Raw genomic sequence first — 24,876 nt, 5'->3', positions numbered from 1 at the left:
AAGGAACTTGGTTCACCCTGTCCGACTCTTCAGTTTTATTAGGCCAGTTCAGCGAATGTAAAGTTATGTTGAATGTTCTGTGAGCAGACAAACTGAAGAGGATCTTTGCCTTTCTTTTGAGGCTGAAATTGAAGAGGAGCTCCACAGATTGGGCAGATCAGGGATCCTTTTCGTTGTTCGATAAACTCTGTTACCATTTTCTCTGAAATGGGCGCAGTGAATTTGCAGTTTGGATAGTCTGTACATCCAAGGAACAGGTTGTTTCTGTTGGAAACGAGATGCATCGCGGATTCACATTCCGGACACCATGAATGTTTCGCCAGATACAAGTCAAATTCGTCTTTCAGTCCAACAATCTGATAGGCATCCTGATCACGCATCGAAAGAATCTGTTCGATCTGGTAACTAACAAACTTTCCTTCTAAACGGAAAACAGGGTTGCGACTCGAGGCTGACTGAATGGTGTCATTGTTCTGAAAAGTCAGAACACAGCGGGGCATCCCATACCAGGTGATGGTTTTATCAATAACAGTTGCAGGATCAGTAGCTTCCTGACTGACGATGGCTATCTTTTCAAATTGTTTAGGGATATCTTTTTCCTTCTGAACTCGGATAATCACCTTGAAATCGGGACTGTTTTGCTTTTTCTCGAGAATAGCTTTCATCTTAAGCAGATAAAATTTCTGGTCCAAAGATAATGGACCGGGAAGGTCAATGCGAACACGTGATTTGGCATCTTGCAGGTCGCGCAGATAGAGATTCCAGTTCTTTCCTTTATTCTCCAGGTACTGAAAGATGGGCTGGGCAGTTGGAGAATTGACTGGCGTCAGTTTTGAGGCCATCTGTGAGAGTGTTCGCAGTTGTTGTTCCAGTTCATCACCGCTGATTTCAGTCAAATCTAATTTGTCTTCAGAATTAAAATCCATCCAGTTGAAGAATTTATTCAGAAGCAGGACGCGGTCTGGAGCAGACTTTTTCCGAACGGGACTGAGCTTATCCGTAAAGAAGCGGCGATGGACAAGAACAATCAGCTTAGCTTTGGCCCGGGAAAGCGAAACGTTAAACAACCGGTTTGCCAGGTCGTTATCACGCCCTGACAGCAACCGTGAGACATAGCGTGCCTTATAACAATCAGTCATATCGAGAATGACCACATCGCTTTCGGATCCCTGGAATGAATGAACAGTAGCTGCTTTGATCTCGTGAAGAGATGGGGTTGCGAAAGGCCGAAGAATGGATTTAGATAGATTATTGTTCATAGCCTCCAGATTATAGAGATCAGGAGACTGTAGATTTTCTGTTTCATCTATTTCACTCGTTGGTTCTTCTCGATCGGAATCTGCTCCTATTGTCAGATTCAGGCGGTCGAGGTCCCGAAATACACTTCTAATCATCAGGGATTGAGCATTGTAGGGAGAGATGACAGCAGCCGTAGACGTTTTGGAAGCAATGATAGCCAGTGCCGTAGCTAATAAAGCGGACAGAATATTGACTCTTGAGTGGCTGGGTAGAACTTTGCAGCAAGTGTGAAAATCAGAGCAGTCAATGAGAACAATTTTGCTGCCTGGAAAAGGAGCCTGCTGAATTTTAGGTTCAAGTAACAGGTCCAGTTTTGGTGCAGTTTTCAGTTTGTCAAAATAGTAATTCATGCTGATAAAGCTTGAAATTTGAGAATTCATACGATATTGCGTGTCCAGCATGACCAGCCAGTTGTGTCCACGATTGTGCTGCAACGCATCAACGATTCCAAAATAGCGGAAAGCATCCACCTGTAAACCAGAACTTTTCGTTGGTGGGAGTTGGTTAAAATCTCCCAGACAGACGAAATGATTCAGGGCACATTGGGCAACAATCATGACTTCAGGTACGGGCGCCATACTGATTTCGTCAAAAAATACCGTATCAAAAATCAAAGACTGAATTTTTGTACTGGCGATAACAGCAGAAGAAGTAGCAAATACAATTTTGGCATTTGACAGAGCTTCAATCTTCAAGTTTTCAATTCGTTGTCTTAACAGAGCAGCCATCCGTTTCAGCTCGAGTAATAAATTTGCGGCTGAAGTGTTTCTGGAGATCCGTAGCTTGCTTTGGGGATCTTCCTTCCAGTCTGGCAGACTACAAATTTTCTGTATAAGGAATGAAGTTTCATTCTGAAGACTGGCTAGTTGCTGAGCTGCCTTCTCTGGTTTCAATTTGTCTATATGGATTGCCCTCTTGATTAAAGCAGAGGTACTCTGAAGACATTCAAAGCATTTTCCATCTTTAAAACGAGCGTAGTTATCCAGGGTCAGATAGGGATGCGATGAAATGGAGGCATAAAATGGTGATCCATAGCGAATTGCTTCACCGGGCTGGAATGAAAACGAAGGTAGGCTTAACAGCTTTTCGAGTGCCTGATCGAGGGCGGCATTGGAAAAGGCTGTAACCAGAACGGTGCGCTGCTGGTGAAAACAGTCTGTGATCATGTAACAGAGGGTAGTGGTTTTTCCTGTTCCTGGAGGTCCCCAGATACAGGTGATGGGTTGTTTATTGATCATGGTTCTCGCTTGCTTTTGTCCGGTTTTCAGGGGTGTATCCTCATCTTGCAACTGAAAGCGGCCATTAAGAATCAGATCTTTCACCAGAGGTGAAGGGTCTTGACAGATAAACCGAGAACGGTTTTCGCAATGGCGGGTTAACCAGACCATATCCGTTGAAATTTCCAGAATTTCGATCTCTTTTCCCAGATTTTCAGTGGTCTGTACAATAATTTGCATATTATCCGTAGACAGGACGGTTCCAGTAAATTGGAGATGATTTAAATGGAGTGTAACTTCGGTATTTGCAGGGATGCTAAGCTGTCTGACAGAGTCAAATTGATATTCATAAATCGGTGGAATTAATGTGTCATAGACCTGAACGAGAATACCGAAGAACAGGCGTTCTTTTCGTGTTTCAGTGGTGAAGACCTGATACATCTCTCTTGAATACGCAAATGTGAAGTACTGCTGGAACTCGCAAACTGAAGAAAATCGGGGAACGTCCGGTATCTTTGAGTCAGTTGACTGTTCTGGCTCGAAAAGGAGCTTCAGGGCTTCAAGAATTTTTCGGCTGCATCCGAAATCTGAAAAGAAAGCTTTTCGTGAGACAAAGTCTACAGGAAAGCGTGCAACGCCTTTATCTTCTCCAGATTCATTTTGTACGGTGAACTTCCATTCTTTCCTGCTGGTCTGAGTGAGGGTGCTGGTGTGGCCGGACAACGCGGGATATGAGTCAAAAATTCGAATTGGCTGATTGAGGCAACTACTCAGAATTTCTTCAATCGAAGTATCAGTCATGTTTTTCAGTCAGTCCTTTCCAAAAAAGTCATCAAATGAATTAAAAGAAGGTGAACAGTTCATTTTACGTCTTTTCCTAAAAGCTCATTTGTAATTTGTTTCTTATCTAAAGCATAAGAATAGAATATGTGAGCCGAATTTAATGTTATTCCCTGAAGTGAATAAAAATCAAGAAAACATCGAATTAATAATAATAATTGAGTTATGTTTGTGTGAAAAATCATTGAATAGATTGGTTTTATTGTGAAATTTCTTTAATGGATCGGAAAAGACTTGAGAGTGTAAACGAAAAGGACAGAAGCCGCGTATAAAAAGCAGCTGCTTGAAATCCGATAAAACAGCTGCTGTTTTTAAGGTTTAAGAATTATGGCCGGCAAAGGGAGCAGGGGATGTATCCCTGATCGAGAAGTTCTTCGGCAGTCAGATCGGTAACCTTGCGGAAAGGAGACCAGAGTTTTCGGACTTTCAGGCAGGTGGGGCGGTGATAGACTTTGCCGATCCGTTCGATGATGTAGTGATCGGGAGAAGGAAGAACGCTCAGGTCAATATTTTCCAGATCACCTTTTTCGGCAACCCTCCAGGCAACCGCTCCATTGGTCCAGCCAAGATCCAATAAGCCGTTGTACTCTTCCACATCAGTGGTGTAGTGATGAGAGCCTGACGAGGCGTTGGGATTGTAGACGACGTACAGATTGACGTTCCCGCCAGAATAGAAGACTGGTTGGCCATCATTGTCGAAAATCCACCCCAGATTTTTGAGGGCTGTGGCTTCTTCAATGCTGGCGGTATAGTAGTGATCCCCGCCATTGGCATTCGGATTATACAGACGATAAACGGGATCGCCGCTGAGAAAACCGCGCCAGCCAAGTCCTTCGTAGTTCCAGCCAATGTTGAACAGCGTATCGATTTCCTTGAGATCAGCCGTGTAGAAATGTTCACCGGTATTTTCGTTGTACAGACGATAGACATCAACCATTTCCTGGTCGGCACTGATGCTGGTGTCATCTTCGTCAAAGGAGTCGGCCATCAAAACGGTGGGTGTCCATACGGGAAGCAGAGCGATGGCCATAAAGCCAGCCATCATGTTTCGGGCCAGGGCGCGGCGGTTGTTCTTTTTCTGTTTGGTCCAGAGGTGGGGATCCTTTTGCGAAAGCATCGGCCGATTGAATAAGGTGGATTGGGTTTTATGGTCTTTATGGAATGCTGATTTCATAAACTCCTCCTGTTGCTTAGAGATCTATCTCGAAATTCTAATGATCTATATCTTATTGAATCTTATCGGGGTGGAAAATCCACCAGAATCACTGAAGTATCGTCTCGAAGTTTGAGCCGGGGCAGAATCTGGCACGCTGCATCCTGCTCCTGCCTGTCATGCAGCAGATCAAGAATTTCGCTCTGATGGTCAAAAATATAATTCAGAAAATCCTGATCAGACTGGATGGTCTGGTCCGCCTGTAGGAAAGTATGAAGCTGGTCAAAACCATCACTGTACAAAGCGGCTCGTTTCAGAGCGTTGAGCGGGATCGTTCCGGTCAGTTCACGACCAGCCCAGCGGGTTGTACAGTCGGCAATGGCATAGCCATCGGGCTGGTTTTTCTTTTTGCGATTGGCAATCAGAATTTCATTGGCCAGCAAGCGCTGGGCAAGAAAGGGTTCATTGGACGCTTGGCTCTTGGCTTTCATGAAATCCAGAGCAATCCCATCAAAAGAAGCGATGGTGGAATCGGTGATTTTACAAACTGGGGAATCTGGCCTGTCGAAATTGAAGTTCGTTCGACCTTCTTGATCTCCTTCTTTATTCTCGTCTGCTTTCGCGTTATTTTTATCTTGATCTGCATTACTTTTGTCTGCTTTTGCAAGCTTTTCCTGGTTGATGATTCTCTCTTGACCAGCCGGTTTTTCAGGATCAACAGGAACTTGACTGTAGACGAGTTCTGCCAACAGGACGCAATCACCAAGAACAAGGTATTCAAACTGCTGCCTGCTTTCGTTTCGATACAGAATGGCAATCGCTGCAGAAGGCATTTCCAGCTCCGAACAAGAGGGGAAAATCGCTGCGGCCTGTTGGCAGGCAGAGGCAAGAATCTCAGAAAGAGATCCGGTTCGGGCAGGGCGGTCAGGAAAAGAGAAAGCGGTCTGCACAGAAACCTTGTCATCCGTCAGGGCTGGCTGCAGGGCTTTTATAATCCGGTTGACCAGAAAATGGGAAAACCAGGCGGCATCACTGCCTTCATGCATCCAGTCGGTTTTGGTCAGGCCGCTGGCTGCATCGCAGACAATCCAGAGGTTGTCTGAGGCGTAGATAACGTCTTCGTTACGCTTTTTCTCGGTTCGGCTTTCGGAAAACATAGACCTTATCCATCCTTAATAAATTGATCTGGTAGCCAATGCCGTTCTGGGCTCCGTTGTATTTGGTCACGCGGCGGGCGCTGTCTTTCACGGATTGCTGGGCATTTTTCATAGCGATGCCTATTGTATGGAACATGGCAGACTGGTCTTTTTCGGATTCACCAAAGTAGAGAATCTTATCCGCTGACAGGCCAAACTGAGCCATGCCAAGTTTCAGGGCATCAAACATATTGGTTTTGGTGGGAACAACTTCCAGGTTGGCTGAAGATGGATGGAGGATGCGGAATTTTGGCAGATCAAAGTTATCTTCGAATTTGCGCAGGTTCTTTCTGGATCCGGCGACGGTCACTTTAGAGAAAGTGGTGTCAGGATTGATAAGTCCAAATCCTGAAAAATGAGGGAAGCGATAAATACGGACCGCATAGTTTAAAGCCCACGGATTAAAGCCATTGAAGAAGATTTCATTGTGGTAGCCTACACCGCAGACCAGGTTGTATTTGGCAGCGTTTCTGGCGATTTCCAAAAGTTCATCTTTAGATAAGGATACCAGGTAAGAGCGCTGCCGGGTTTTACAGTTGAGATACTGGGCCCCATTGCAGCCAATTAAAAAGGAAAACATTCCTTTCAGCTGCTTGGATTCCAGAAAGTGTTCCAGCCAGACAATGGATCTGGAGGAGGTTAAAGCCAGCACAACTCCTTTTTCTTTCAGATCACGGAGAATCGAAAGAGTGGCTGGCGGGATATCGATAAATTGATTCGCAAGTCCATTTTCCAGGGATGCGACGATTGCATTGATTTCGGTCATAGACTCATTTTACCAAGCGTGATGCGATCACCAAAGATAGATGGCAAAAAGATGAGAAATCTCAGATTTTCCCTATCCGTTTCGGATTGACTTTTTTAAAGACTTCAGACGGGGGCTGAATGGCTTCAAAATGTAAATTGAGGGCTTTTTCATCGTGAGTTTAAAGAAGGTAGAATTCGTCAAAAAGGAAAGCAGTTACCTTCAAACAGGCAGCGTAAAAACGAAAGTTTTCCTTAAAGATTTAACTTAAACTGTACGATAATTTTGTAAGAAACAAATCGAAAACTATACATGATGATCGAGAAATGGTTTAATGAGTTTCTGAATATAGAAGCAAACTGGATCGGTTTTTGATCTGCTTTGCGCTTTGCCGCTGTTTTTTCGCTCAAGCGCGTTTTCCAGACAGAAACAGGATCGATCTGTGAGAGATAGAGACGAGAAGGGGAGGATTTAATGAAATATTCAAAGAAACCAGGCCTGAACCGGGCGCTGGGACTGGCTCTTGCAGCCGTTGTTGCCGGCGGATCCCTGACAAGTACTGTGATGCCTGTGTATGCGATTGAACAGGATTTTGAAGATGGCGGTTTTGATGAGTCGCCTGCAAATACAAATTCTTCTGCTGGAAGCAGTTCGTCTTCGACCGGTTCGAATGACAGCTGGGTAGAAGATCTTGATCATGGAACTGGATCAAACCCGGGTGGGGCGACCACCAGCAATGGCAGCCGGCCAACAGGTGGAAATGCCGGGGAAAACACCAGTGATTTTTCGGGAACGGTAAATGGAGTGGCCGATGATTCAAGCCGGCCGGCGAGTGAAGATGCAGCTTCTGACACCTCTGGTCATATGGGAGCTGGTGCACAAGAGGAATCTTTACCAGATGAGGAGCTGTTTGGGATGGAAGAAGAATCGGATCTGATTCTTGGCGATATCGATAACCATCGCCAGAGCAGTACCGTTCTGGACGGAATCGATATTTCGAACTGGCAGAGGACAATCGACCTGGACCTGATTGATGCTGATTTCATCATCTGCAAAGCAACTGGTGGAACGGGTTTTAAGGATCTGTCTTTTGACTACTTTGCAAATAAAATTCTGAATTCCGGCCGCCTGTTTGGGTTCTACCATTTTGCCCATGACTCTGGCTATGAAGGTTCTGCTCAGGACGAAGCAAAGTTCTTCTACGAGCAGACAAAACAATATATTGGAAAAGGAATTCCAATTCTGGACTTTGAAGATCATGACGTTCTGGCTAAAGGGGCCTCATGGGCTTTAGATTTCCTGGAAACCTACTACAAGCTTTCTGGCGTAAAGCCAATGCTGTATACAAGCAGCTATTACACCAGAACCATTGACTGGACACCCGTTGCCAACGCTGGCTATCAGTTATGGGTAGCCAACTATGGCAAGAACGATGAGCAGCAGGGTTATCGGGAAACCGCTGAAGTGAAGACAGATCTGCTGGGTACCGGGGCATTTGAAGAGTATTACATGCATCAGTACACCTCTCGGGGAAAACTCGAAGGCTATGAAGGCAATCTGGACCTGAATAAGTTCTACGGGACGAAAGACGAGTGGCGTATGTTATCTTCGCCAGAAGGCATTTCCAAGACTCTGCTTCGCCTGTATAACCCAAACTCTGGTGAGCACTTCTATACCGCAAGCCGGGAAGAAAAGAAAATCTTAACCAGTCTTGGATGGACAGATGAAGGTTTCGCCTGGACCACTCCAAGAGCAGGGCAGAATGTCTATCGTCTGTACAATCCAAACTCTGGCGACCACCACTATACTGTTGATGTCAATGAGCGGGATACGCTGATTTCCTATGGATGGCAAGCCGAAGGAATCGGCTGGCTCGCAGTAGAAGATCGCAAGGAAGGCATTCCGGTATACAGAGCATACAATCCCAATGCTGAAACCGGAGCTCACCACTTTACCACCAGCGTTGAAGAGATCAACGCCCTGGTTGCGATGGGCTGGGAAAACGAAGGGGTGGCCTGGTATGCAGTTGACCCGGGAAAAACCATTGAAAGCGCCGAAGAGTTTGAAGAGATGCAGCAGCAGATCAAGCTCCAAAGACTGCGTCCTTTCAAAAACGCCATGCCTTACTAATGAGGCAAACTGTGTTTTTTTGAAGCAACGGACAAAGATCAGGACAAACTCGAATTTGAACATCTGTTAGACCAAGAAAACTGCCGGGTTCTATCACTTTCTCGAAAGTGAAGAAGCTGGCAGTTTTCTTATTTGTCACAGACATTGTGTCAGAGCCGAATATTTCTTATCAGCAGCTTAGGAAGAGGTATTTGGTCTTTGGACCTGTAAATTGAAAAAACGGCGCGATTCGTAATATTGTAAGCCGACAGCGTGAATCAGCTTTCTGTATCGTCAAGAACCTCAATAATACGATAGACCAGCGTTCCAGTTTGTTTTGCGATTTCATCAAGCAATTCGCAGTCTGTTTTTCTGTTGTGTGGGTCCAGATACAGCTTTGCTCGTTTGGCTGCAAGGTGAACCTGTTCTGAGGTGATCTGGTAATTGGAATAGTTCTTTTTATACTGCGGGATATGCTTACGTAACTGGCGCATTAATTCATCTTTTGAGTTATAGCCATGTCGTGTTTGTTCAAAGTGGAGCAGAAGCCAGTACTCAAACATAGGATTGGATGGAATGAACAGAATTTGATCTGTGGTATTCTTTTTTGCAAATTCGATCTTCTCTTTCCAGTTGTTGCTATCCAAATCTAGATCGAAAAGAATAAAGGCATAGTCAATCTGATCTTCCCTGGAACTTTGGATCTTCTTTCTTGCGTCCTGATAAAGCTGTTTATAAGCTGTAACCGAACTTGTCTGATAGGTAGCAGTAAATCTTTTATGATCGATAAACTTGGTAAAGTAATTTTTTTCGGTCTGGTTGATCTTGCCGCCTTCACTGCAAATGTAAATTTTCTTTTTCCAGCAGCGCTTGACTGGAGTTTTGGAAAGCGGTTTTCTTGAAGAAGTTCTACTCATAGACGCACTCCTGATAGTCGTTCTCCTGGATTTCAAACATCAGATTGGGAATCGCCCCATATCGGCCAATCAGGTAGTTTTTCAAGTAGTCTTCGTTCACTCTTGGCGAGAAGTCTGCCAGTGAGTATAAATCGGTCTCCTGATGAACAGAGTCTTTGTCGACAAAGTAGATTTGATCTCTGCGAAGCTTTTCGAGTTCAAGTAAAAGCACATCATGAGTGGTGAAAATAATCTGCGCATGATGCGGATTGGCCGCTTCACTGTTGAACAGAGACGTAATTTCTTTGACAAGCAAAGGATGGAGGCTGGTTTCAATTTCGTCGATAACCAGAACGTTGCCGTGATTTAAGCATTCCAAGATAACTGGCAGCATATACAAGTAGTTTCTGGTTCCGTTGGATTCTTCTTTCAAAGGCAGGGAATAGATCTTGCCGTTGACAGAATGAGTCGTTGAAGATTTGTCGACAGAAAAAAGATCCTGCAGCAATTCTTTGTTTTGCAGTTCCAGATCTGAATCTTCCAGCTTTGGAAAGAGATGATTCAGATCTGCTTTTTGAAAGTTGATCGAAAAGTCAGTGATGCTGAAATCGGCAGAATTAAGCATCTCCTGAATCTTGGCCTTGTTCTCTTCTGTTGCATAGCTGTTTTTGAGCATGAGTTTCCCTACTTGCGCAAATGTTGATGGAGTCGACAGAATGATGTCCTGAGTAATGTATCGATAGGCAATTGCTGCCGGATTATCCGGCTGATCGGTCAGTTTGCCTGCTGTACCCAGAAATAACATATTGGGCCGGGCCATGGATCCATACTGTTTCAGCTTTGATTTCCATCGTTCATTTATGGAAATCTTTTGACTTTGCCGATCAAATACTTTGGTTGCCCGTGAGGAATAATAGGCAAACAGCCATTCATCGGTTACAGCAGTTTCGGTAGCTGAAAATCCATAAATGTAGCGAACTTGCGCGACTGTGAATTCGATCTGGAAGGTCGTAGGCGCATCGACAGTATCCGCAGAGAAGTGAAACGGAACAATACCTTTGATTTTTTCTCCTGGTTCTGTATTCAACGTGTTTTTTAAGACAAACTGCATAGCTCGAATAGCCTGGAGCAGGACTGTTTTTCCAGATCCGTTTGCTCCGATGATCATAGCCTCAGGAAGGATTTTTTGGTTTCGAAAGGGGATGAGCCTGGATTCGAAGTCCTTCTGGTTGTTTCTTGCCACCATAGAAAGCGCCATTCTATTTTTAATGGATTTGTAGTTTTCAACAATGAATTCGAGTAACATGTTTCCCCCTCCTTATTTGATATTTTACGGATGAAAATTTAGAAAATGAACAAAAATTTCAATTTTCTCCATTATATTCTGAATTTTAATTGTGAAACTGGGTGATGACTAAAGTTATTATATTGTTTGCCTTTTGGCGAAAAAAGAACAGAGGGATAGATTTAAGCAAAAAAATTCTCTGCAGTGGTCCCTTAATTAGCTCTAAAAACACTAAAGCTGCCGAATAGACCAATACAATAAACTCCTCCTCCTTCAAGGGGAGCTACACCGATAAACCACTTGTAAAAGTTTGAAATTTAAACTTTATCAAAAGAATGCAGTGTGGCTTTGCTGAAATTTCCGGCCTTCAGTCACGGTCTTATCAATTCGGATTGAACTGGCTCCTTGTTTTCGAAAGTGAACACTTTTAATCCATCTCTTTATCTTTCACTCTGACGGATGAAGTGAATATTGGAAAAGCTGCAATGTCATTTAGCTAGAAAAATATGACTTTAAACTTTGTCTCAAAATTGAAGACAAAGTGAATGATCGAGACTGAATCCGGTCCTCATCCATTCATATGCACCAAATAAGCACAAAATATATTGATTAATCTGGATGTATTCGTCCAAATAGGTGCACTAAAAACAACTCTTTGATAAGAGCTGCTTTTAAGAAATTAACAAGCACATAACATTCGTTAAATGCGCGTATAACGCACTTATCGGTAAGTGAACCATATCAAACGATTGGGATGGAGATTTCGTTTGAAGCTCCTCTCTGGTCGAACAGGTAGTTTTTCTCTGAGCAGCTCCTCAGTCAGAGCCTGAAACTCCGCTTTTGTAATTTGACGAATCGTTCGATTCTTCGTCCACTTCGGGGTGAACGTGTTCCTGATAGCCCGTATCGCCTTAGTTGTATTGATTTGGTATTCATAAGTTGTCTGATTCTCTTCTTTGTTATCTGATTGAGATGATTCAAGAACACACTTTTTGATCTCGGAAACCAGATTGTAGAAGATAAGGGATGAATAAATCTCCTGAATGATGTATTCTGCTTTTATCGAGTGGATACGTTTCATTCCTATTCCATATTTAAGCCAGGAGAAACTCTGCTCGATTCGCCACCTTAGGTGGTAAATAAATCCAAGAGCCTCCGGAGGAAATTCTGCTTCATCCAGATTGGTAATCAGTCCTTCCCAGACGTTGTCGCCAATCTCGATAGCTACCACCCTGCAGTCAAAATCAATAAATTCAGATTCTTGGTCAATCTGTCTCATTGATTTTTTGACCAGGTATTTCATCTGGGGGTTTTCTTTTTCCCCTTTTCTTTGGTGGTGGGTAAGAATGCGGCTGATCTGCTGGTCTTCTGTATGGTCAAGCTCTGTATAAGTCAGGCAGCTATACTCTCGTTCTTTCATACGTATGAGGTATTTGTGCCCTAAGGATTCAATAAGCTTACATAATGGGTAAGAGAAATACCCTCTGTCCATGACAAAGAGAAATGTCTCGCCAGGATAAGCTTCATGAATCTCCTTGACCATTTTCATAGCAGCGCCCCGTTCGTCTTTGGACCTCTGGTCTTGAGTGACGATGGCTAAAAATTTGTCATTAAGTACGTCATAGGCTGCGTTAACGTGAATACCGGCCCGGATAATGTTTTCCTTGTTCTTGGTATAAATGATGTAGTCAGGTTCATCTTCATTTGGCGCAACAGGTTCATTGGTTCCGTCAAAAGCGATTACCCTGTGTTCTTTATATTTTTTATCCATGGAATAAAGTGCCAATGTGGTTTTGTGCAGTGCTGAAAATACGCTGACTGGAGTTTTGGTTTTTGTCTGAACAAGTGCTGAAGCAGATGGTCTTACACTGCCCATGCCGAAATAGTTCATGGACAAATCGGAGAGTGTTGCCCCATTCCCGATAATGGATGTATTCAGGAAATGGAACAAGTTTATTTTTGATGATCGATAATGACTGCGTGAGAAAGCTCCTGTTTCAGAAGCAAGAATCTTCTCCTGTTTGTAGGCAAATTCCTCAAGGGATTTCATGAATTTTTGATAAATCACCGACGGCGAAGTAACTTTAGTTGCCATATTTTCCTCCTTATAAAGTTATGTTTTCAACGTGATAAGGATTAAATTAGATAATTATGGAGCTATTGTCAAAGTTAATTTTCGTTAAACCAGAAAACATAAAATCCACCATCTGTACACGGATGGTGGACAAAAACTAAGCTAAATGACATTGGGAAAAGCTGAATAAAAAAAGATTTTAATTTTTGTTCAAGCTGAGAATACGTCTGCTTTCATCTGTTTTTGAGACTTTTATGCAAGTGTGAGGGGATTGTGGGTATGGATGGATTGACACGCAAAATATCGACTGTTAAGATGACCGCAAATGTTGAGAAATAAAAGATAGAGGCTGCGGTGCAGATGAGTACCTTCTCAAGGAGGCGTCCGATGAAGGAAGGGAAAGGCAATCACCGCCGAAATTCACACTCTGGCAGGAGCGTGGGTTGGGATGCAGGGAAATACTTTGCAGACTCCTTCAGTCGAAGAGGCGTTATCTTGAAACCTTCTTTTTGAACTGTGGGGACCACAGTTTTTTTATTTCCAGAAAAGGAGAAAAATTATGAAAAAATCAATGTGGACTGCCGCATGCGCAATGCTCGTTCTGGCTGGCTGCTCAAGCAGCTCTTCTGCTTCAAGCACTGCAAGTACCGCTAGTACATCAAGTTCGACAACATCTGCTTCCAGCACAGCCGCTGCTTCTGGCGACACCTTTACTGTAGGAATGGAGTGCAACTATGCTCCATTTAACTGGCAGACAACGGATGCAACTGAATCTTCTGCAGAATTACCAAATGGTGCAGGATATTGCGACGGCTATGATGTCAAGATTTCTCAGGACCTGGCTGACAAACTGGGCAAACAGCTCGTCGTAAAGAAGATTAACTGGGATGGTCTGCAGCCTGCTCTGGAATCCGGCGAAATCGATGCGATTGTTGCTGGGATGACAGCCAACGATGAACGTGAAGAAGGAATTGACTTTACAACTCCTTATTATTCTTCTGACATGGTGATGATTGTTCCAAAGGATTCTGATGTTGCTTCCTTTACAAGCATCCAGGATTTCTCTGGTCATAAAGTGATCGGTCAGAAAAACACCAACTACGATACCATCATCGACCAGATCGAAGGTGTAGATCACGTGACTCCAAAAGCTGCTTATCCAGAACTCGTCCTGGCTTTACAGACAGGGGAAGCGGAAGCCATCACTGCCGAGCTGCCAGTTGCCAAGGGTATCGTTGCTGCCAACCCGGATCTGACTTACATCACATTTGAAGATGGCAAAGGATTCGATGTAGACACAACGGTTTCCATCGGTCTGAAAAACAACACAAGAGATACACAGGAATTCAAGGACGTTCAGGCTGCTCTGGACGAAATCTCCCAGGAAACCCGTGATGAATATATGCTGGATGCGGTGAACAACGCTCCAACCGGTGAATAAGCGTCATGTCCATTGATTGGTCATATGCTTGGCGGGCACTCGTAAAAAACTGGCCGATGTTCTGGTACGGCATGAAAGTGACAATCGAATTTGCACTGGTGGGTACCGTCTTCGGCTTTCTGATTGGTCTGGTGGTCGGCGCGATCCGTTCGGTTCCAATCGATCCACTGGATTCTCCATTGATTAAGGGATTAAAGAAATTTGGCCGCTGGATTACCGGATTGTATATCTGGGTATTCCGCGGCACACCAATGATGATTCAGGCGTGCTTTATTTACTACCTGCTTCGTCCAGTGATTCACTGGGGTCCAATTACGGCTGGTTTTGTGATCATTTCAATCAACACTGGTGCGTATATGGCAGAGATTCTGCGCTCTGGAATTCAGTCCGTGGATCCAGGTCAGTTAGAAGCATGTAAAGCGATCGGAATGAGCAACTTCCAGGCGATGGTGTATGTCATTTTCCCACAGGCGATCAAAAATACCTTCCCGGCCATTGGCAACCAGCTGGTTGTCAACCTGAAGGACTCCTGTATGATGAACGTTATCTCGGTTACGGAGCTGTTCTTCCAGTCGAGTTCGATTGCGGGCTCGAATATGCGGTTTGTTGAGATCTACTTTGATACCGCAATCCTGTATCTGATTTTAACGACTGCTGCGACCTGGCTGCTCAATCTGATTGAGCGCCGCATGAGTCAGGATGAGGATACAGCGAAAAAGAAGAAATTCTTTATGGAGATGTCCGCATGACAAGCCCAGTAATTTCTGTTGAACATCTCAAAAAGAGTTTTGGTGCCCAGGAAGTTTTGCATGATATTGACTTCCAGATCGAAAAAGGGGAAGTCGTTTCCATTATCGGATCTTCCGGTTCCGGAAAAAGTACGCTGCTTCGATGCATCAACCTGCTTGAAATTCCAGACTCGGGAACGATTTCGTTCCATGGCCAGAACATTTTAGGCGGCGGCCTGAAGCCAACGGACTATCGTTCCAAAGTTGGCATGGTCTTCCAGAACTTTAACCTGTTTGCTAACAAGAACGTTCTGGATAACTGCATTCTGGGCCAGCGAAAAGTTCTTGGTCGCTCCAATGAAGAGGCGAAAAAAATTGCGCTCCAGCATTTAGAACGCGTTGGCATGAGTGACTTCTTAAATAAAAATGCCACCAAGCTTTCTGGCGGCCAGAAACAGCGTGTTGCCATTGCCCGTGCGCTGTCGATGGATCCGGAAGTTCTGCTTTTCGATGAACCAACCAGTGCGCTTGACCCGGAAATGGTCGGCGAAGTTCTGGATGTTATGAAGGGTCTTGCAAGTTCAGGATTAACGATGATTGTAGTTACCCACGAAATGCAGTTTGCCAAAGACGTTTCTGATCGCGTGATCTTCATGGATCAGGGCGTCATTGCTGAACAGGGAACCCCGGATGAAGTTTTCAATCATCCGAAAAACGAACGAACCAGACAGTTCCTTTCCCGTTTCCGTGAAAGTGCGAACTTATCGTAAGGATTGAAGCGACGAAAGCGAATGTCTGGATCCTGACCAATAGATTTGAACTCAGTTGAAAACCGGCGTCCGTGACAGGATACCGGTTTTTTTCAGTGGCAGAATATTGTCCACGCGGCCAATAGGATGGTTGATTAAAAACGATCGCCTTTTTTCTGGCAGACGCAATGGATCAAGACTGAGGTACAGAATTTGATGCTTTTTTGGAGAAGGCCTGATCTACAGCCTGGTGAAGTTCGCTTTCACTGACTTCGGTATACACATTCAGGGTTGTTTTGACATTGGAGTGCCGGGCGAGTTTCGCTGCAATCTTTGGCTGAACGCCGCTGCGGATCAGATTGGTGACAAACGTATGACGGAGCATATGATAATGGAAATCCATGCCCAGCTCTTTGACTACCACACTGATTTTGTGCTGAATCGTCGTTGGCGCCATAAAACTGCCTTTCGGATCAGAAACGATCAGATTATAGGGATGAACCTTTTGATACTCCAGCAGAAACGTTTTGAGCACCTCACAAAGGGGAAGCACGGCGGTGCTTGAATCTGTTTTCGGGGATGTGGTTTTGAACTGAGACTTTTTCCCACCGGTGAAATCCATCTGCCGGCTGATCGATACAGTATTGTGTTCAAAGTCGATATCAGAAAAACAAAGCGCCAGGGCTTCAGCCCGGCGTAATCCGAGATAGTAGCCAAGATACAGATAGGCGATGACGGTGGGTTCATCCTTGAAGTGATCACACAGGCCGAGAAAGTTTTCTTCTTCCAGATACATCTGCCGGCGGGTCGTTTTCTTATCACTGTGCACATAGATCAGGCTGAGCTGATGACTGTTGATGTAGCCGGCTTTCTGGGCATAGTCCAGGATGTTTTTCAGGCAGGAACGAATCAGATCCATTGTTGACTGGCTGTTATCCGAGAACGTGTTGAACAGGCTCTGAAGAACAGGATACTTTACCTGTCTGATGTCCAGACTGCCAAGACTTGGCCGGATAAAGCGTTCGTAATGATAGGTATAGGAAACTTTCGAATTGGCAGCAAAGCGGATACTGTCAATGGCGAGCCATTCCTTATAAATATCGTCCACGGTCCGAATCTGGTTGGTGTTTTCGCTGCTGGCACCCAGAAGCGCTGCGGAAACGCGGACGCTGTAGGCCTGTGCTTCATGTTTGGTCGGGAAGGTTTTTGTATGCCTGACCATTTTGCCCTGTTCGTCGATGGATTCAACGGAAACTTGATACGAAAATTCTCCGTTCGCCTTTTCAAGTTTTTCGATTTGCATGAAGATCCCTCCTTGTTGAGAATCAGGAATGCAGATTCTGTTTTTCAGGCGCAATCGGAATGAAAAAGATTCAAAAAATAGGTCGGATATGGATTTGGGATTCGCTGCCTGGCGGCGCTTTTTTCTGATTGCATGAACAGACTGCATGTCTGGACTCAATCTGCTGCTTCTATTTTCGAATGAATCGCTCTCTTTTTCCAAATTCAGTAAAGAAGGCAGTTTTTTATCGCAATCCTTGCAACATTTATCTCTTGTGGCTTTCAGCAGAGAAGACAACTGCCTTTGACTATTCATCTGTTAAGAAAAGAGGCTGGATGGACAGATCAGGCAGAGTGGCGCAATGAAGTTTTTATTTGAACTGAAGGCGGTTTCTGTAACGCTTTTGTCTTTGTGCTTTTTGGTTTCAGTTCTTTCAACCCGTTCTTCTTCTTTGGGTTTCGTAAAAAATGTTGGAGGACAGCTTTGTCCGGTTTTCCAACCTGATGTCAGAGTTTATAATGGATAGGAACGAAAGTTGTATTAAAAAGATGTATTTAAAGGAGGAAACAAAATACATGGCAAGAAAACCTGTTGTACTGGTTGTCATGGATGGCGTCGGACTGTCTGACAACGTTCTTGGCAACGCAGTGAAAATGGCCTACAAGCCACATCTGGATATGCTCTGGGAAAACTGCCCCCATACGGAGTTAAGAGCTCATGGTCTGGCAGTAGGCCTGCCAACAGATGGCGATATGGGAAACTCAGAAGTTGGCCATAACGCAATCGGAAGTGGTCAGATCTATTCACAGGGTGCAAAACTCGTAAACGAAAACATTGAATCCGGTGAAATGTTCCAGTCCGCTGCCTGGAAAGAACTCGTTGACAACGCGAAAGCCAACAACTCGACTCTTCATTTCTTAGGTCTGCTCTCTGATGGAAATGTACATTCGCACATCAATCATTTAAAGGCCCTGATTCAGGAAGCCAAAGCAGAAGGTGTTAAGAAAGTCCGCGTTCACGCTCTGTTAGATGGACGTGATGTGCCTGAAACTTCCGCTTTAAAATATGTAGACGAAATCGAAAACTTCATGAACGATCTCAACGATGAAAACTTCGACGCCCAGATCGCATCTGGCGGTGGACGTATGCAGATCACGATGGACCGTTATGAAGCCAACTGGCCAATGGTTGAAGAAGGCTGGAAGATCCATGTCCGTGGTCTTGGACGTCAGTTCAAATCCGCTACGGAAGCCATCGAAACTTATCGTAAAGAATCCGGTGTTGTTGACCAGGATCTGCCAGGATTTGTCATTGTTGACGAAGAAGGTAAACCAAAAGGAACAATCGATGACAATGATTCCGTCATCCTGTTCAACTTCCGCGGCGACCGTGCTCAGGAAATCTCCTTAGCCTTTGATGGGGACGAAAGCTTCGACAAATTTGACCGTGTTAAAGTTCCACACGTTAAATTCGCTGGCATGCTTCAGTACGATGCAGATGCGCAGATTCCAAAGCGTTACCTCACTGAACCACCAAAAATCCATTACACACTGACTGAACAGCTCGTTGCAAACGGCATCAGTGAATATGCAATTTCCGAAACTCAGAAATATGGCCATGTCACTTACTTCTGGAACGGAAACCGTGCAGCTAAATTCGATGAAAACCTCGAAGAATACGTAGAAATCGAATCCGATGTAATTCCATTCGAACAGCGTCCATGGATGAAGTCTGCTCAGATCACGGATAAACTTTGCGATGCAATCCGCTCCGGTAAATACGACTTCTTACGCACCAACTATCCAAACGGTGACATGGTTGGCCACACTGGCAACCTTGAAGCCACTGTAATCGGTGTTGAATCGGTTGACCTGGCTTTAGGCCGCGTGATTCAGGCTGTCAAAGACGTTGATGGTGTTCTGCTTGTTACAGCGGACCATGGGAATGCGGATGAAATGTACGAAAAACGCAAAAAACCAGATGCTCCTCTGAAAGCAAAAACATCTCACACCCTCAACCGTGTTCCATTCATTGTTTACAACTACCCATGCACACTCAAACACGATGACGATATGGGTCTGTCCAATATCGCTGCAACTGTCTGCGAAATCCTGGGTGTTGAACCAAACGAACACTGGAGAGCTTCCATCATCGAATCTAAAGACTAATCACGAACTGGTCTTGATCGCTGGATGATCTGATCCTTTTCGATCAGAAGCAAACTCAAAATTATGGAACGAATCATGCTGGCAAGTTGGACTGCAAGTCCGCTTGCCAGCATTTTTTTGAATTGCGAAGAGGTGGAACCTAGCAGAAAGGCAGAGCGTCGCCCGTTTTTATGAATCATGCAGGGGAGCTGAGAAGTCGAGTCCCTCTAATGATTGCGGATGTACACTTGCTGCCAAATGTTTTGGCTGGCGAAGAAGCTGAAAGTGAATTGTGTCATTGAAGGTTCAGGATGCCTTTTTGCGCCCTGTAAAGTACAGACGGCTATTTTCAATTTTCAGGAACAATTTTCTCCCTGACAAAAAAAGCCTCTTGCCGGTTAAGACAAGAGGTAAAAAGTAAACTTTTTCACGGGCTATTTGTGATTTGCGTGACCGGTAGCGAAATGGCTATTTTCAGATCTGTTTCTCTTTAACTACTGCTTCCACTGCTGGTAGGACCCAAAACAAACTTATCGCTTTGGAATAGAAGCTAATTTGACTTTCGCATGCGATCTAATAAGATGATCGAAGTCTTTGATTTCTTTTATTGTTTTCGTCCTTAACCAAACTCAATAAACCTGTCATTATCATCTTTTTCAGGAGATAAGAGTTAACATAATTATATGTCTTCCCTATATGATTTGCGATTTCCTTCCTTGTGCGAGGTGTTCTGCAGTATTCTAAAATCTGCCTTTCGGTTTCTGTAAGTGCCTGCTCAACGGACTTGTTCGGAGCACTCCTCAAAATCACTTTGAATGTTGTTCCCGTATTAATGAACTCTGGATCAGGAAGTCCAGCTCTTTTTAACAAATTCCGCATAGTTGGAATTCCAGAATAGCGATTCTCAGAAATCTTTAAAGTTTCAAGAATAGAAGTCAGAACACTGTTTCTTGTTTCCAGACTTTCATATCCGAGAGACTCAATCCTTGCCCTGCCGTATAATCCACCAGGACTGGTTATTTCTAGTCTATCTGTGAAAATTTCAACTCTAACGGGTGAATTCTCAGAAAATACACTGTAATCTCTATGGATTAAAGCATTGAGTACAGCTTCACGAACTGCTTCAGGAGGGTATTGTTCTACGTCGTTGCGTACTCCAGATGAATCGATCACTGTTCTATTGGCAGTATTCTTCAAAATAAAATCCATTGTCTCAGAAAGAATAGAAGGTATTGAGCCATTTATTCGCTTATTATCCAGGAAGCGGGTACCATCACTTAAGTTATCGCCTCTTTGCGTTCCAGGAATTACAACGGCTGTAACGCATAGGTTGTTAAAAATAGCCTGAGGAAACTGTGAAAATACCAAAAATGCCGCTAAAGTCGGTTTTTCCTTCTGAGTAATTCGGAATAGCTCCAACATTTTATCCTGTGAAACATGTTCAAACAAATTTCTCTTCCCAATGGTAACCTGCTCTAAATAGTGATTAAGTAAATTTTTATCCAGAAGTGCCCAATCACTTTCGATAATTCTTTGATCGTCATGGATCCCTTTTTTATAGGCTTGATATTTGTATATCTCATAATCTGACATTCTTTTATCCATGTCACCTGCTCGAATCCATGATCCTTTTGTTAGTCCGGCTTTTTTCCAATATACTGGTCTGTCTGAATAATCAGCAGAAGGAACCTCAGCAGTTACAATCTTCTTGCCATCTATACTTATACAGGAAAGTACAGGACGGACAACCGGCACCATTTCCTCGCATTGTTCTCCGACTCTCTTCTGTACCAGTTCCGCATCTAATACGCCACACGGCTTATAATTTTCTTCGTTTATACCAAATACGATAACCCCACCCATGTCCTGATTCGAGAACGCGGATATGGTGTCATATATTTTTTCAGTAACTCCTTTTGATGAACTTTTTAGTTCGATTACATTTGTCTCACATTGTATTTCTCCGATTTTATGGACTAACTCAATGATTTCTTCATCTTTCATACAGTCTTCTCACATTCTATATCTGCTCATCTTGGTTCTATTATACTCGATTATATCGATGATGTACTCTATTTTTTGCGCTATATACTCGATTATATCGATGATGTACTCTATTTTTTGCGCTATATACTCGATTATATCGATGATGTACTCTATTTTTTGCGCTATATACTCGATTATATCGATGCTATACTCGATTTTTCGCTCTTTATACGTTAAATTCCACAAATTCGAGTTTATTAGTCCCGAATTCGTGGAATTTAACGTTTAGAAGAGCAACAATCTGAAGAAATCCGGCCTTTGTCTGACTGCAATTGAAGCCATATGAAAAGGTCACCTTCAGAAAAACTTGATGTTTTCCTGAAGGTGACCTTTTTTTGCTGCTTGAACTGTTTTCGTATTTCGCTTCCTGCTGCTTTTTTTACAGACCGAGGCGTTGGAGTGAATCTGGATCGATCATCGATGACACATTATTGATCATCACCGTAGTCATCATGATGGCCAAAGACCCGAAAGAAGAAGGATGGCTTTTCATTCTCATCATCTTCTTCATACCCATCGTCCTCTTCGTATCCATCACCATACTCGCCAGTAACGTACCGGTTATCGTTGTACGGATCTTCTTGATCGTGATCCTGATTTTTGTTCGTGAAGATCGAAAGAATTCGATGGCCGGAGCGGGGTGCATCGTCATTCAAATCGGTATCCTCGTCGTGATATTCTTCGTCCTGGTCAGGATCCTGTTCGTCGACGAGTTCGAATTCGTAATCGGAGAGATCCTCGTCATCGAGATCCTCATCGGAAACAGAATGGCTGTCCTTGATTTCAGGAAGCTTGAAGGCAGGGAAGATGCCAACAATCAAAAGTCCATAACGCAAAACTTCCAGCATCAAAAACAGAGTAAAGACTTTCATGGAGTAGTTGACCGTATCAGAATCATAGAAGCCTTTTAACATCATGCCGCCAAAGATGGCGACGCCAATCTGGGCGACGACACAGAACCATAAGATCTTTTTACATCCTGGCTGTTTGAGATACAGAAAGAAAATCGGAAGGGTCCAGATGGCCCCGGTCAGAATACACAGGGTAAACATGAGATTGAGTGCAAAGACAGAGGTATTGTCGATGGAGACAAAGTTATTCTGGAACAGGTGAACGATCAATGGAAACAGGATCAGTTCGCCATAGACCACAATGGCCATCCGGATTGCCATGCGGGGATATTTGCTGGAAAGCTGACGCCGGTTTTCTTTCTCTTTCTGGCGTCTGGCCGCGGCTTCTTCATGGGAGTTGCCTTCAATATCCACCGGGCTTTTCACGGCTACCCGAACTGGCTGGGGCTTGGCCGGCGCATTGTTTTGAGACTGGCGGCTATTCGATCCATTTTGGGCTGGAGCAGATTTCACTCTTGAGGTGATATCCGGCTGAGAGCCAAAATTGGAATACGGATCATTTGGCTGCGCATAGTTTCCATTGGCCGAAGCCATGCCGGGCTGGAAATCTGGTGTCGGCCAGGAAGCAGGCTGTCCGGTTGGAATGATCTGACCTGTATATGGATCATAGTATTGACCCGTCGATGGATCAAAGTTGAGCGGGCGGCCTTCTAAAGGAACCTGGTTTTCGTTAGAAGGGTAGGCGCCGTTTTGAGCCGGGTAGTTTGGATTTCCGTATCCATTTTGCATCTGGGCTGAGTATTGGCTATACCCGGTCTGCTGACTGCCATAGCCAGAAGTCGGGCTGTTGGCTGGATAGGGACTGGAATAGCCATTGCCATAGCCTTGCTGGGGCTGGTTTTGCGGATAGCTGCTTTGAGGAACATTTCTATATCCGTCTGGCGATCCATTTTGAGTTCGATAACCAGCCTGCTGCGAATAACTGCTGTTTGGCTGGGCATAGCTTCCTTGCTGGGAATAGCTGTTCTGGCGGGAAGCATAAGCTTCCTCCTGGTTTGCTTTCTCTTTTTGGGCGCGGGCTTTGGCCGCTTTCTTTCTGGCCTGCTGCTCACGGGCTGCCTGGCGCTCCTGTTCCTGGCGTTCGCTTTCAGACAGCGTGATGATGTGGTCAAAGAAAATCCGTGACCACCAGGAATTGCGCAGCCACTTATAGAGCCAGAGCAGATAGAAGTTCTTGACCATTTCCAATGTGATCCAGACCAGATAGACCGCAATGAAGGAGGTATGGATGGTCAGATCATAGATCAGCCATCCACAGAAGGCGATTTCTAAAAAGCATCCAAGCAAAACCAGATGTCTGGTCCATGATTTGCCGGAGGAAATCGCAAAGAAGATCACCATCCAGACAACCATCTGGACTAAGGTGACAAGTAAGTAGAGGACGGTAAAAAAATCAGGCCGGGTGAAAATGGGCTGGCTGAGCAGGAAGTACATCCCTGCCGGCCAAAGACAGATCACCAGATAGGAAAGAATCAGAACCGCCTGGATCCGACGCTTTGCTTTTTTAAGGAGCCTGAGATCATCTTGATATTGAGTCATAACTCAAGTTTATCGGATGAATGAGCTAAATCAAATTCCATTCCTGAAATTGTCCATTCGCAAAGCGCTTAACACAAGACTGATCAAAGTACAGGCCAATTTTTATAAGCGTGGTACGATAGCGGCATATGGAAAGAGTACTTGGATTGACAGTTCATGAGACCTGGTCAAACCTGCTCTGCTATCCATCCTGCAGGCCAGATCGACCGCAACGGTCACTTTGATCGTGAATCAGAATCAAAAAGACAGGTTCTGAGTCTGGACGGATCATTTTTATATCAAAATAAGATGAATTCCAGTTTTCTTCTTCAGCAGGCCATCAACGGGCCATCAAAAAGACAGACTGGAAAAATCCTGCGGGATGCTATGAAGGGGAACAATCAATATGGAACTTTACTCTGTACTTTATCGAACTGTTGAAGCCCAGAACCTGGCTATGGTCATGGGCAGCGGTGACTTGCCTGTTCTGGCTACACCGCAGATGATCGCCTGGATGGAAGAAGCATCCTGCAACATTGCCGAAACCAAAGAAGGCTATACCACGGTCGGCATTTCCATGAATGTGACGCATGATGCTCCATCACCGTTACATGCCCGCATCCGTATTGTCAGCCATCTGATTGAAACCAACGGCAAGATCTTTACTTTTGAAGTCAGTGCTTATTGCAACGACACGTGCATCGGCAAAGGTGTTCATCAACGGGCTGCCGTCAATCGGGAACGTTTTATGGCCAAGGTGAATGCCCAAGCTTAAACGCATAGGGAAAAAGCAGATCGTCTCATCGATATTGAACTGAGGTCAATGATATTAAACAGTGAATATCTGACCCCCCCTTCTTCAACTGCTTTGCAATTTGGAGGGGATCCTTGCCTATCGAATGAAATCAACGGGGGAAAGAGCGCCCCCCTGTTTTTATTTATATGGTTCGCCCGGGAATACTATCGTGTGACTTTGTCAACTTACTGGATCTTTTCATCCGCCCGAAAATCCTGTAAACTACATACTTCAAGTCCCATGACTCTGATCCATTTATAAAGGATCAAATTTCGGGACTGAAGACAGGTCAGCCTGAAAAACTGAGTTTGAATGATTGCGGTTACGATCCAAACCGCGTGCGAAATTGCAGGCAATAAGACAGCCAGCTTGAACAGAGGAGAGATTTTCTGTTATTAATAGGGGGATCAGCTGCTGCATAAGCAGATCAAAAGAAGTCCTTTC

16 protein-coding genes and 1 riboswitch are annotated in these 24,876 nt (G+C 44.4%); of the genes, 6 read left to right on the top strand and 10 right to left on the bottom strand.

Translation table 11 applies throughout. The features are described from left to right. Positions 1-38: 38 nt before the first annotated feature. The 4 genes from U4956_RS03270 to U4956_RS03255 all read right to left on the bottom strand — a co-directional run bounded on the left by U4956_RS03270 (position 39) and on the right by U4956_RS03255 (position 6,471). Positions 39-2,957: an AAA domain-containing protein gene (locus U4956_RS03270; RefSeq protein ID WP_323089011.1), complete on the bottom strand. Its 2,919-nt coding sequence runs from the start codon at positions 2,955-2,957 to the stop codon at positions 39-41. Between the two features lie 724 nt (positions 2,958-3,681). Continuing rightward, positions 3,682-4,530, bottom strand: coding sequence for a hypothetical protein (locus U4956_RS03265; RefSeq protein WP_323089010.1), 849 nt, complete (start codon positions 4,528-4,530; stop codon positions 3,682-3,684). A gap of 62 nt (positions 4,531-4,592) precedes the next feature. Continuing rightward, positions 4,593-5,666: a hypothetical protein gene (locus U4956_RS03260; RefSeq protein WP_323089009.1), complete on the bottom strand. Its 1,074-nt coding sequence runs from the start codon at positions 5,664-5,666 to the stop codon at positions 4,593-4,595. Continuing rightward, a complete protein-coding gene (locus U4956_RS03255) occupies positions 5,632-6,471 on the bottom strand; it encodes an HAD hydrolase family protein (RefSeq protein WP_323089008.1) in 840 nt (279 codons plus the stop codon). Before U4956_RS03255 ends, U4956_RS03260 begins: the two co-directional genes overlap by 35 nt. A gap of 453 nt (positions 6,472-6,924) precedes the next feature. On the opposite strand from U4956_RS03255, the gene U4956_RS03250 reads away from it, so the two are divergent. Further along, positions 6,925-8,580 (top strand): GH25 family lysozyme, encoded by a 1,656-nt coding sequence (locus U4956_RS03250; RefSeq protein WP_323089007.1) that lies wholly within the window; start codon positions 6,925-6,927, stop codon positions 8,578-8,580. Positions 8,581-8,837: 257 nt separating this feature from the next. Here U4956_RS03250 and U4956_RS03245 read toward each other — a convergent pair whose 3' ends face one another. The 3 genes from U4956_RS03245 to U4956_RS03235 form a co-directional block, all read right to left on the bottom strand. After that, on the bottom strand, positions 8,838-9,476 hold the full coding sequence (locus U4956_RS03245; protein ID WP_323089006.1) for an RloB family protein: 639 nt from the start codon (positions 9,474-9,476) through the stop codon (positions 8,838-8,840). Then, positions 9,469-10,761 carry an ATP-binding protein gene (locus tag U4956_RS03240; protein WP_323089004.1) on the bottom strand — a complete coding sequence of 431 codons (1,293 nt, stop codon included), beginning with the start codon at positions 10,759-10,761 and terminating at the stop codon, positions 9,469-9,471. Before U4956_RS03240 ends, U4956_RS03245 begins: the two co-directional genes overlap by 8 nt. Before the next feature lie 700 nt (positions 10,762-11,461). Beyond that, complete coding sequence (locus U4956_RS03235) at positions 11,462-12,835, bottom strand: IS4 family transposase (protein WP_323088465.1); 1,374 nt, start codon at positions 12,833-12,835, stop codon at positions 11,462-11,464. Positions 12,836-13,149: 314 nt separating this feature from the next. Continuing rightward, a riboswitch (Lysine riboswitch) is annotated at positions 13,150-13,315 on the top strand. 58 nt (positions 13,316-13,373) lie between these two features. Here U4956_RS03235 and U4956_RS03230 point away from each other — a divergent pair. The 3 genes from U4956_RS03230 to U4956_RS03220 are packed head-to-tail and all read left to right on the top strand — an operon-like array spanning position 13,374 to position 15,753. Next, positions 13,374-14,255 carry a transporter substrate-binding domain-containing protein gene (locus U4956_RS03230; protein WP_323089002.1) on the top strand — a complete coding sequence of 294 codons (882 nt, stop codon included), beginning with the start codon at positions 13,374-13,376 and terminating at the stop codon, positions 14,253-14,255. Positions 14,256-14,260: 5 nt separating this feature from the next. After that, on the top strand, positions 14,261-15,004 hold the full coding sequence (locus U4956_RS03225) for an amino acid ABC transporter permease (RefSeq protein ID WP_395528661.1): 744 nt from the start codon (positions 14,261-14,263) through the stop codon (positions 15,002-15,004). After that, complete coding sequence (locus U4956_RS03220; RefSeq protein ID WP_323088999.1) at positions 15,001-15,753, top strand: amino acid ABC transporter ATP-binding protein; 753 nt, start codon at positions 15,001-15,003, stop codon at positions 15,751-15,753. Before U4956_RS03225 ends, U4956_RS03220 begins: the two co-directional genes overlap by 4 nt. Before the next feature lie 172 nt (positions 15,754-15,925). On the opposite strand, the gene U4956_RS03215 is transcribed toward U4956_RS03220, so the two are convergent. After that, positions 15,926-17,035 carry a site-specific integrase gene (locus tag U4956_RS03215; RefSeq protein ID WP_323088998.1) on the bottom strand — a complete coding sequence of 370 codons (1,110 nt, stop codon included), beginning with the start codon at positions 17,033-17,035 and terminating at the stop codon, positions 15,926-15,928. Between the two features lie 554 nt (positions 17,036-17,589). Here U4956_RS03215 and gpmI point away from each other — a divergent pair. Beyond that, entirely contained in the window at positions 17,590-19,182 is a 1,593-nt protein-coding gene (gene gpmI / locus U4956_RS03210; protein WP_323088997.1) for a 2,3-bisphosphoglycerate-independent phosphoglycerate mutase, read from the top strand. 552 nt (positions 19,183-19,734) lie between these two features. Here gpmI and U4956_RS03205 read toward each other — a convergent pair. Both U4956_RS03205 and U4956_RS03200 read right to left on the bottom strand, forming a co-directional pair. Continuing rightward, on the bottom strand, positions 19,735-21,165 hold the full coding sequence (locus U4956_RS03205) for an ATP-binding protein (protein WP_323088996.1): 1,431 nt from the start codon (positions 21,163-21,165) through the stop codon (positions 19,735-19,737). Positions 21,166-21,635: 470 nt separating this feature from the next. Beyond that, positions 21,636-23,657 (bottom strand): hypothetical protein, encoded by a 2,022-nt coding sequence (locus U4956_RS03200; RefSeq protein ID WP_323088994.1) that lies wholly within the window; start codon positions 23,655-23,657, stop codon positions 21,636-21,638. Between the two features lie 385 nt (positions 23,658-24,042). On the opposite strand from U4956_RS03200, the gene U4956_RS03195 reads away from it, so the two are divergent. Continuing rightward, the gene (locus U4956_RS03195; RefSeq protein ID WP_323088993.1) at positions 24,043-24,411 is read left to right on the top strand and encodes a thioesterase family protein; all 369 of its coding nucleotides are present in this window, start codon (positions 24,043-24,045) and stop codon (positions 24,409-24,411) included. Positions 24,412-24,876 lie beyond the last annotated feature (465 nt).

It is taken from the genome of Allobaculum sp. JKK-2023 (genome assembly GCF_034745455.1).
GTDB lineage: Bacteria > Bacillota_I > Bacilli_A > Erysipelotrichales > Erysipelotrichaceae > Allobaculum.
This window is presented reverse-complemented; position numbering and strand designations above follow the sequence as displayed.

Coding starts and splice junctions, on each gene's coding strand:
- U4956_RS03230 (WP_323089002.1), top strand. CDS start 13,374: ATGAAAAAATCAATGTGGACTGCCGCATGCGCAATGCTCGTTCTGGCT.
- U4956_RS03265 (WP_323089010.1), bottom strand. CDS start 4,530: ATGAAATCAGCATTCCATAAAGACCATAAAACCCAATCCACCTTATTC.
- U4956_RS03225 (WP_395528661.1), top strand. CDS start 14,261: ATGTCCATTGATTGGTCATATGCTTGGCGGGCACTCGTAAAAAACTGG.
- U4956_RS03195 (WP_323088993.1), top strand. CDS start 24,043: ATGGAACTTTACTCTGTACTTTATCGAACTGTTGAAGCCCAGAACCTG.
- U4956_RS03270 (WP_323089011.1), bottom strand. CDS start 2,957: ATGTATCAGGTCTTCACCACTGAAACACGAAAAGAACGCCTGTTCTTC.
- gpmI (WP_323088997.1), top strand. CDS start 17,590: ATGGCAAGAAAACCTGTTGTACTGGTTGTCATGGATGGCGTCGGACTG.
- U4956_RS03260 (WP_323089009.1), bottom strand. CDS start 5,666: ATGTTTTCCGAAAGCCGAACCGAGAAAAAGCGTAACGAAGACGTTATC.
- U4956_RS03215 (WP_323088998.1), bottom strand. CDS start 17,035: ATGCAAATCGAAAAACTTGAAAAGGCGAACGGAGAATTTTCGTATCAA.
- U4956_RS03250 (WP_323089007.1), top strand. CDS start 6,925: ATGAAATATTCAAAGAAACCAGGCCTGAACCGGGCGCTGGGACTGGCT.
- U4956_RS03255 (WP_323089008.1), bottom strand. CDS start 6,471: ATGACCGAAATCAATGCAATCGTCGCATCCCTGGAAAATGGACTTGCG.
- U4956_RS03240 (WP_323089004.1), bottom strand. CDS start 10,761: ATGTTACTCGAATTCATTGTTGAAAACTACAAATCCATTAAAAATAGA.
- U4956_RS03220 (WP_323088999.1), top strand. CDS start 15,001: ATGACAAGCCCAGTAATTTCTGTTGAACATCTCAAAAAGAGTTTTGGT.
- U4956_RS03205 (WP_323088996.1), bottom strand. CDS start 21,165: ATGAAAGATGAAGAAATCATTGAGTTAGTCCATAAAATCGGAGAAATA.
- U4956_RS03245 (WP_323089006.1), bottom strand. CDS start 9,476: ATGAGTAGAACTTCTTCAAGAAAACCGCTTTCCAAAACTCCAGTCAAG.
- U4956_RS03200 (WP_323088994.1), bottom strand. CDS start 23,657: ATGACTCAATATCAAGATGATCTCAGGCTCCTTAAAAAAGCAAAGCGT.
- U4956_RS03235 (WP_323088465.1), bottom strand. CDS start 12,835: ATGGCAACTAAAGTTACTTCGCCGTCGGTGATTTATCAAAAATTCATG.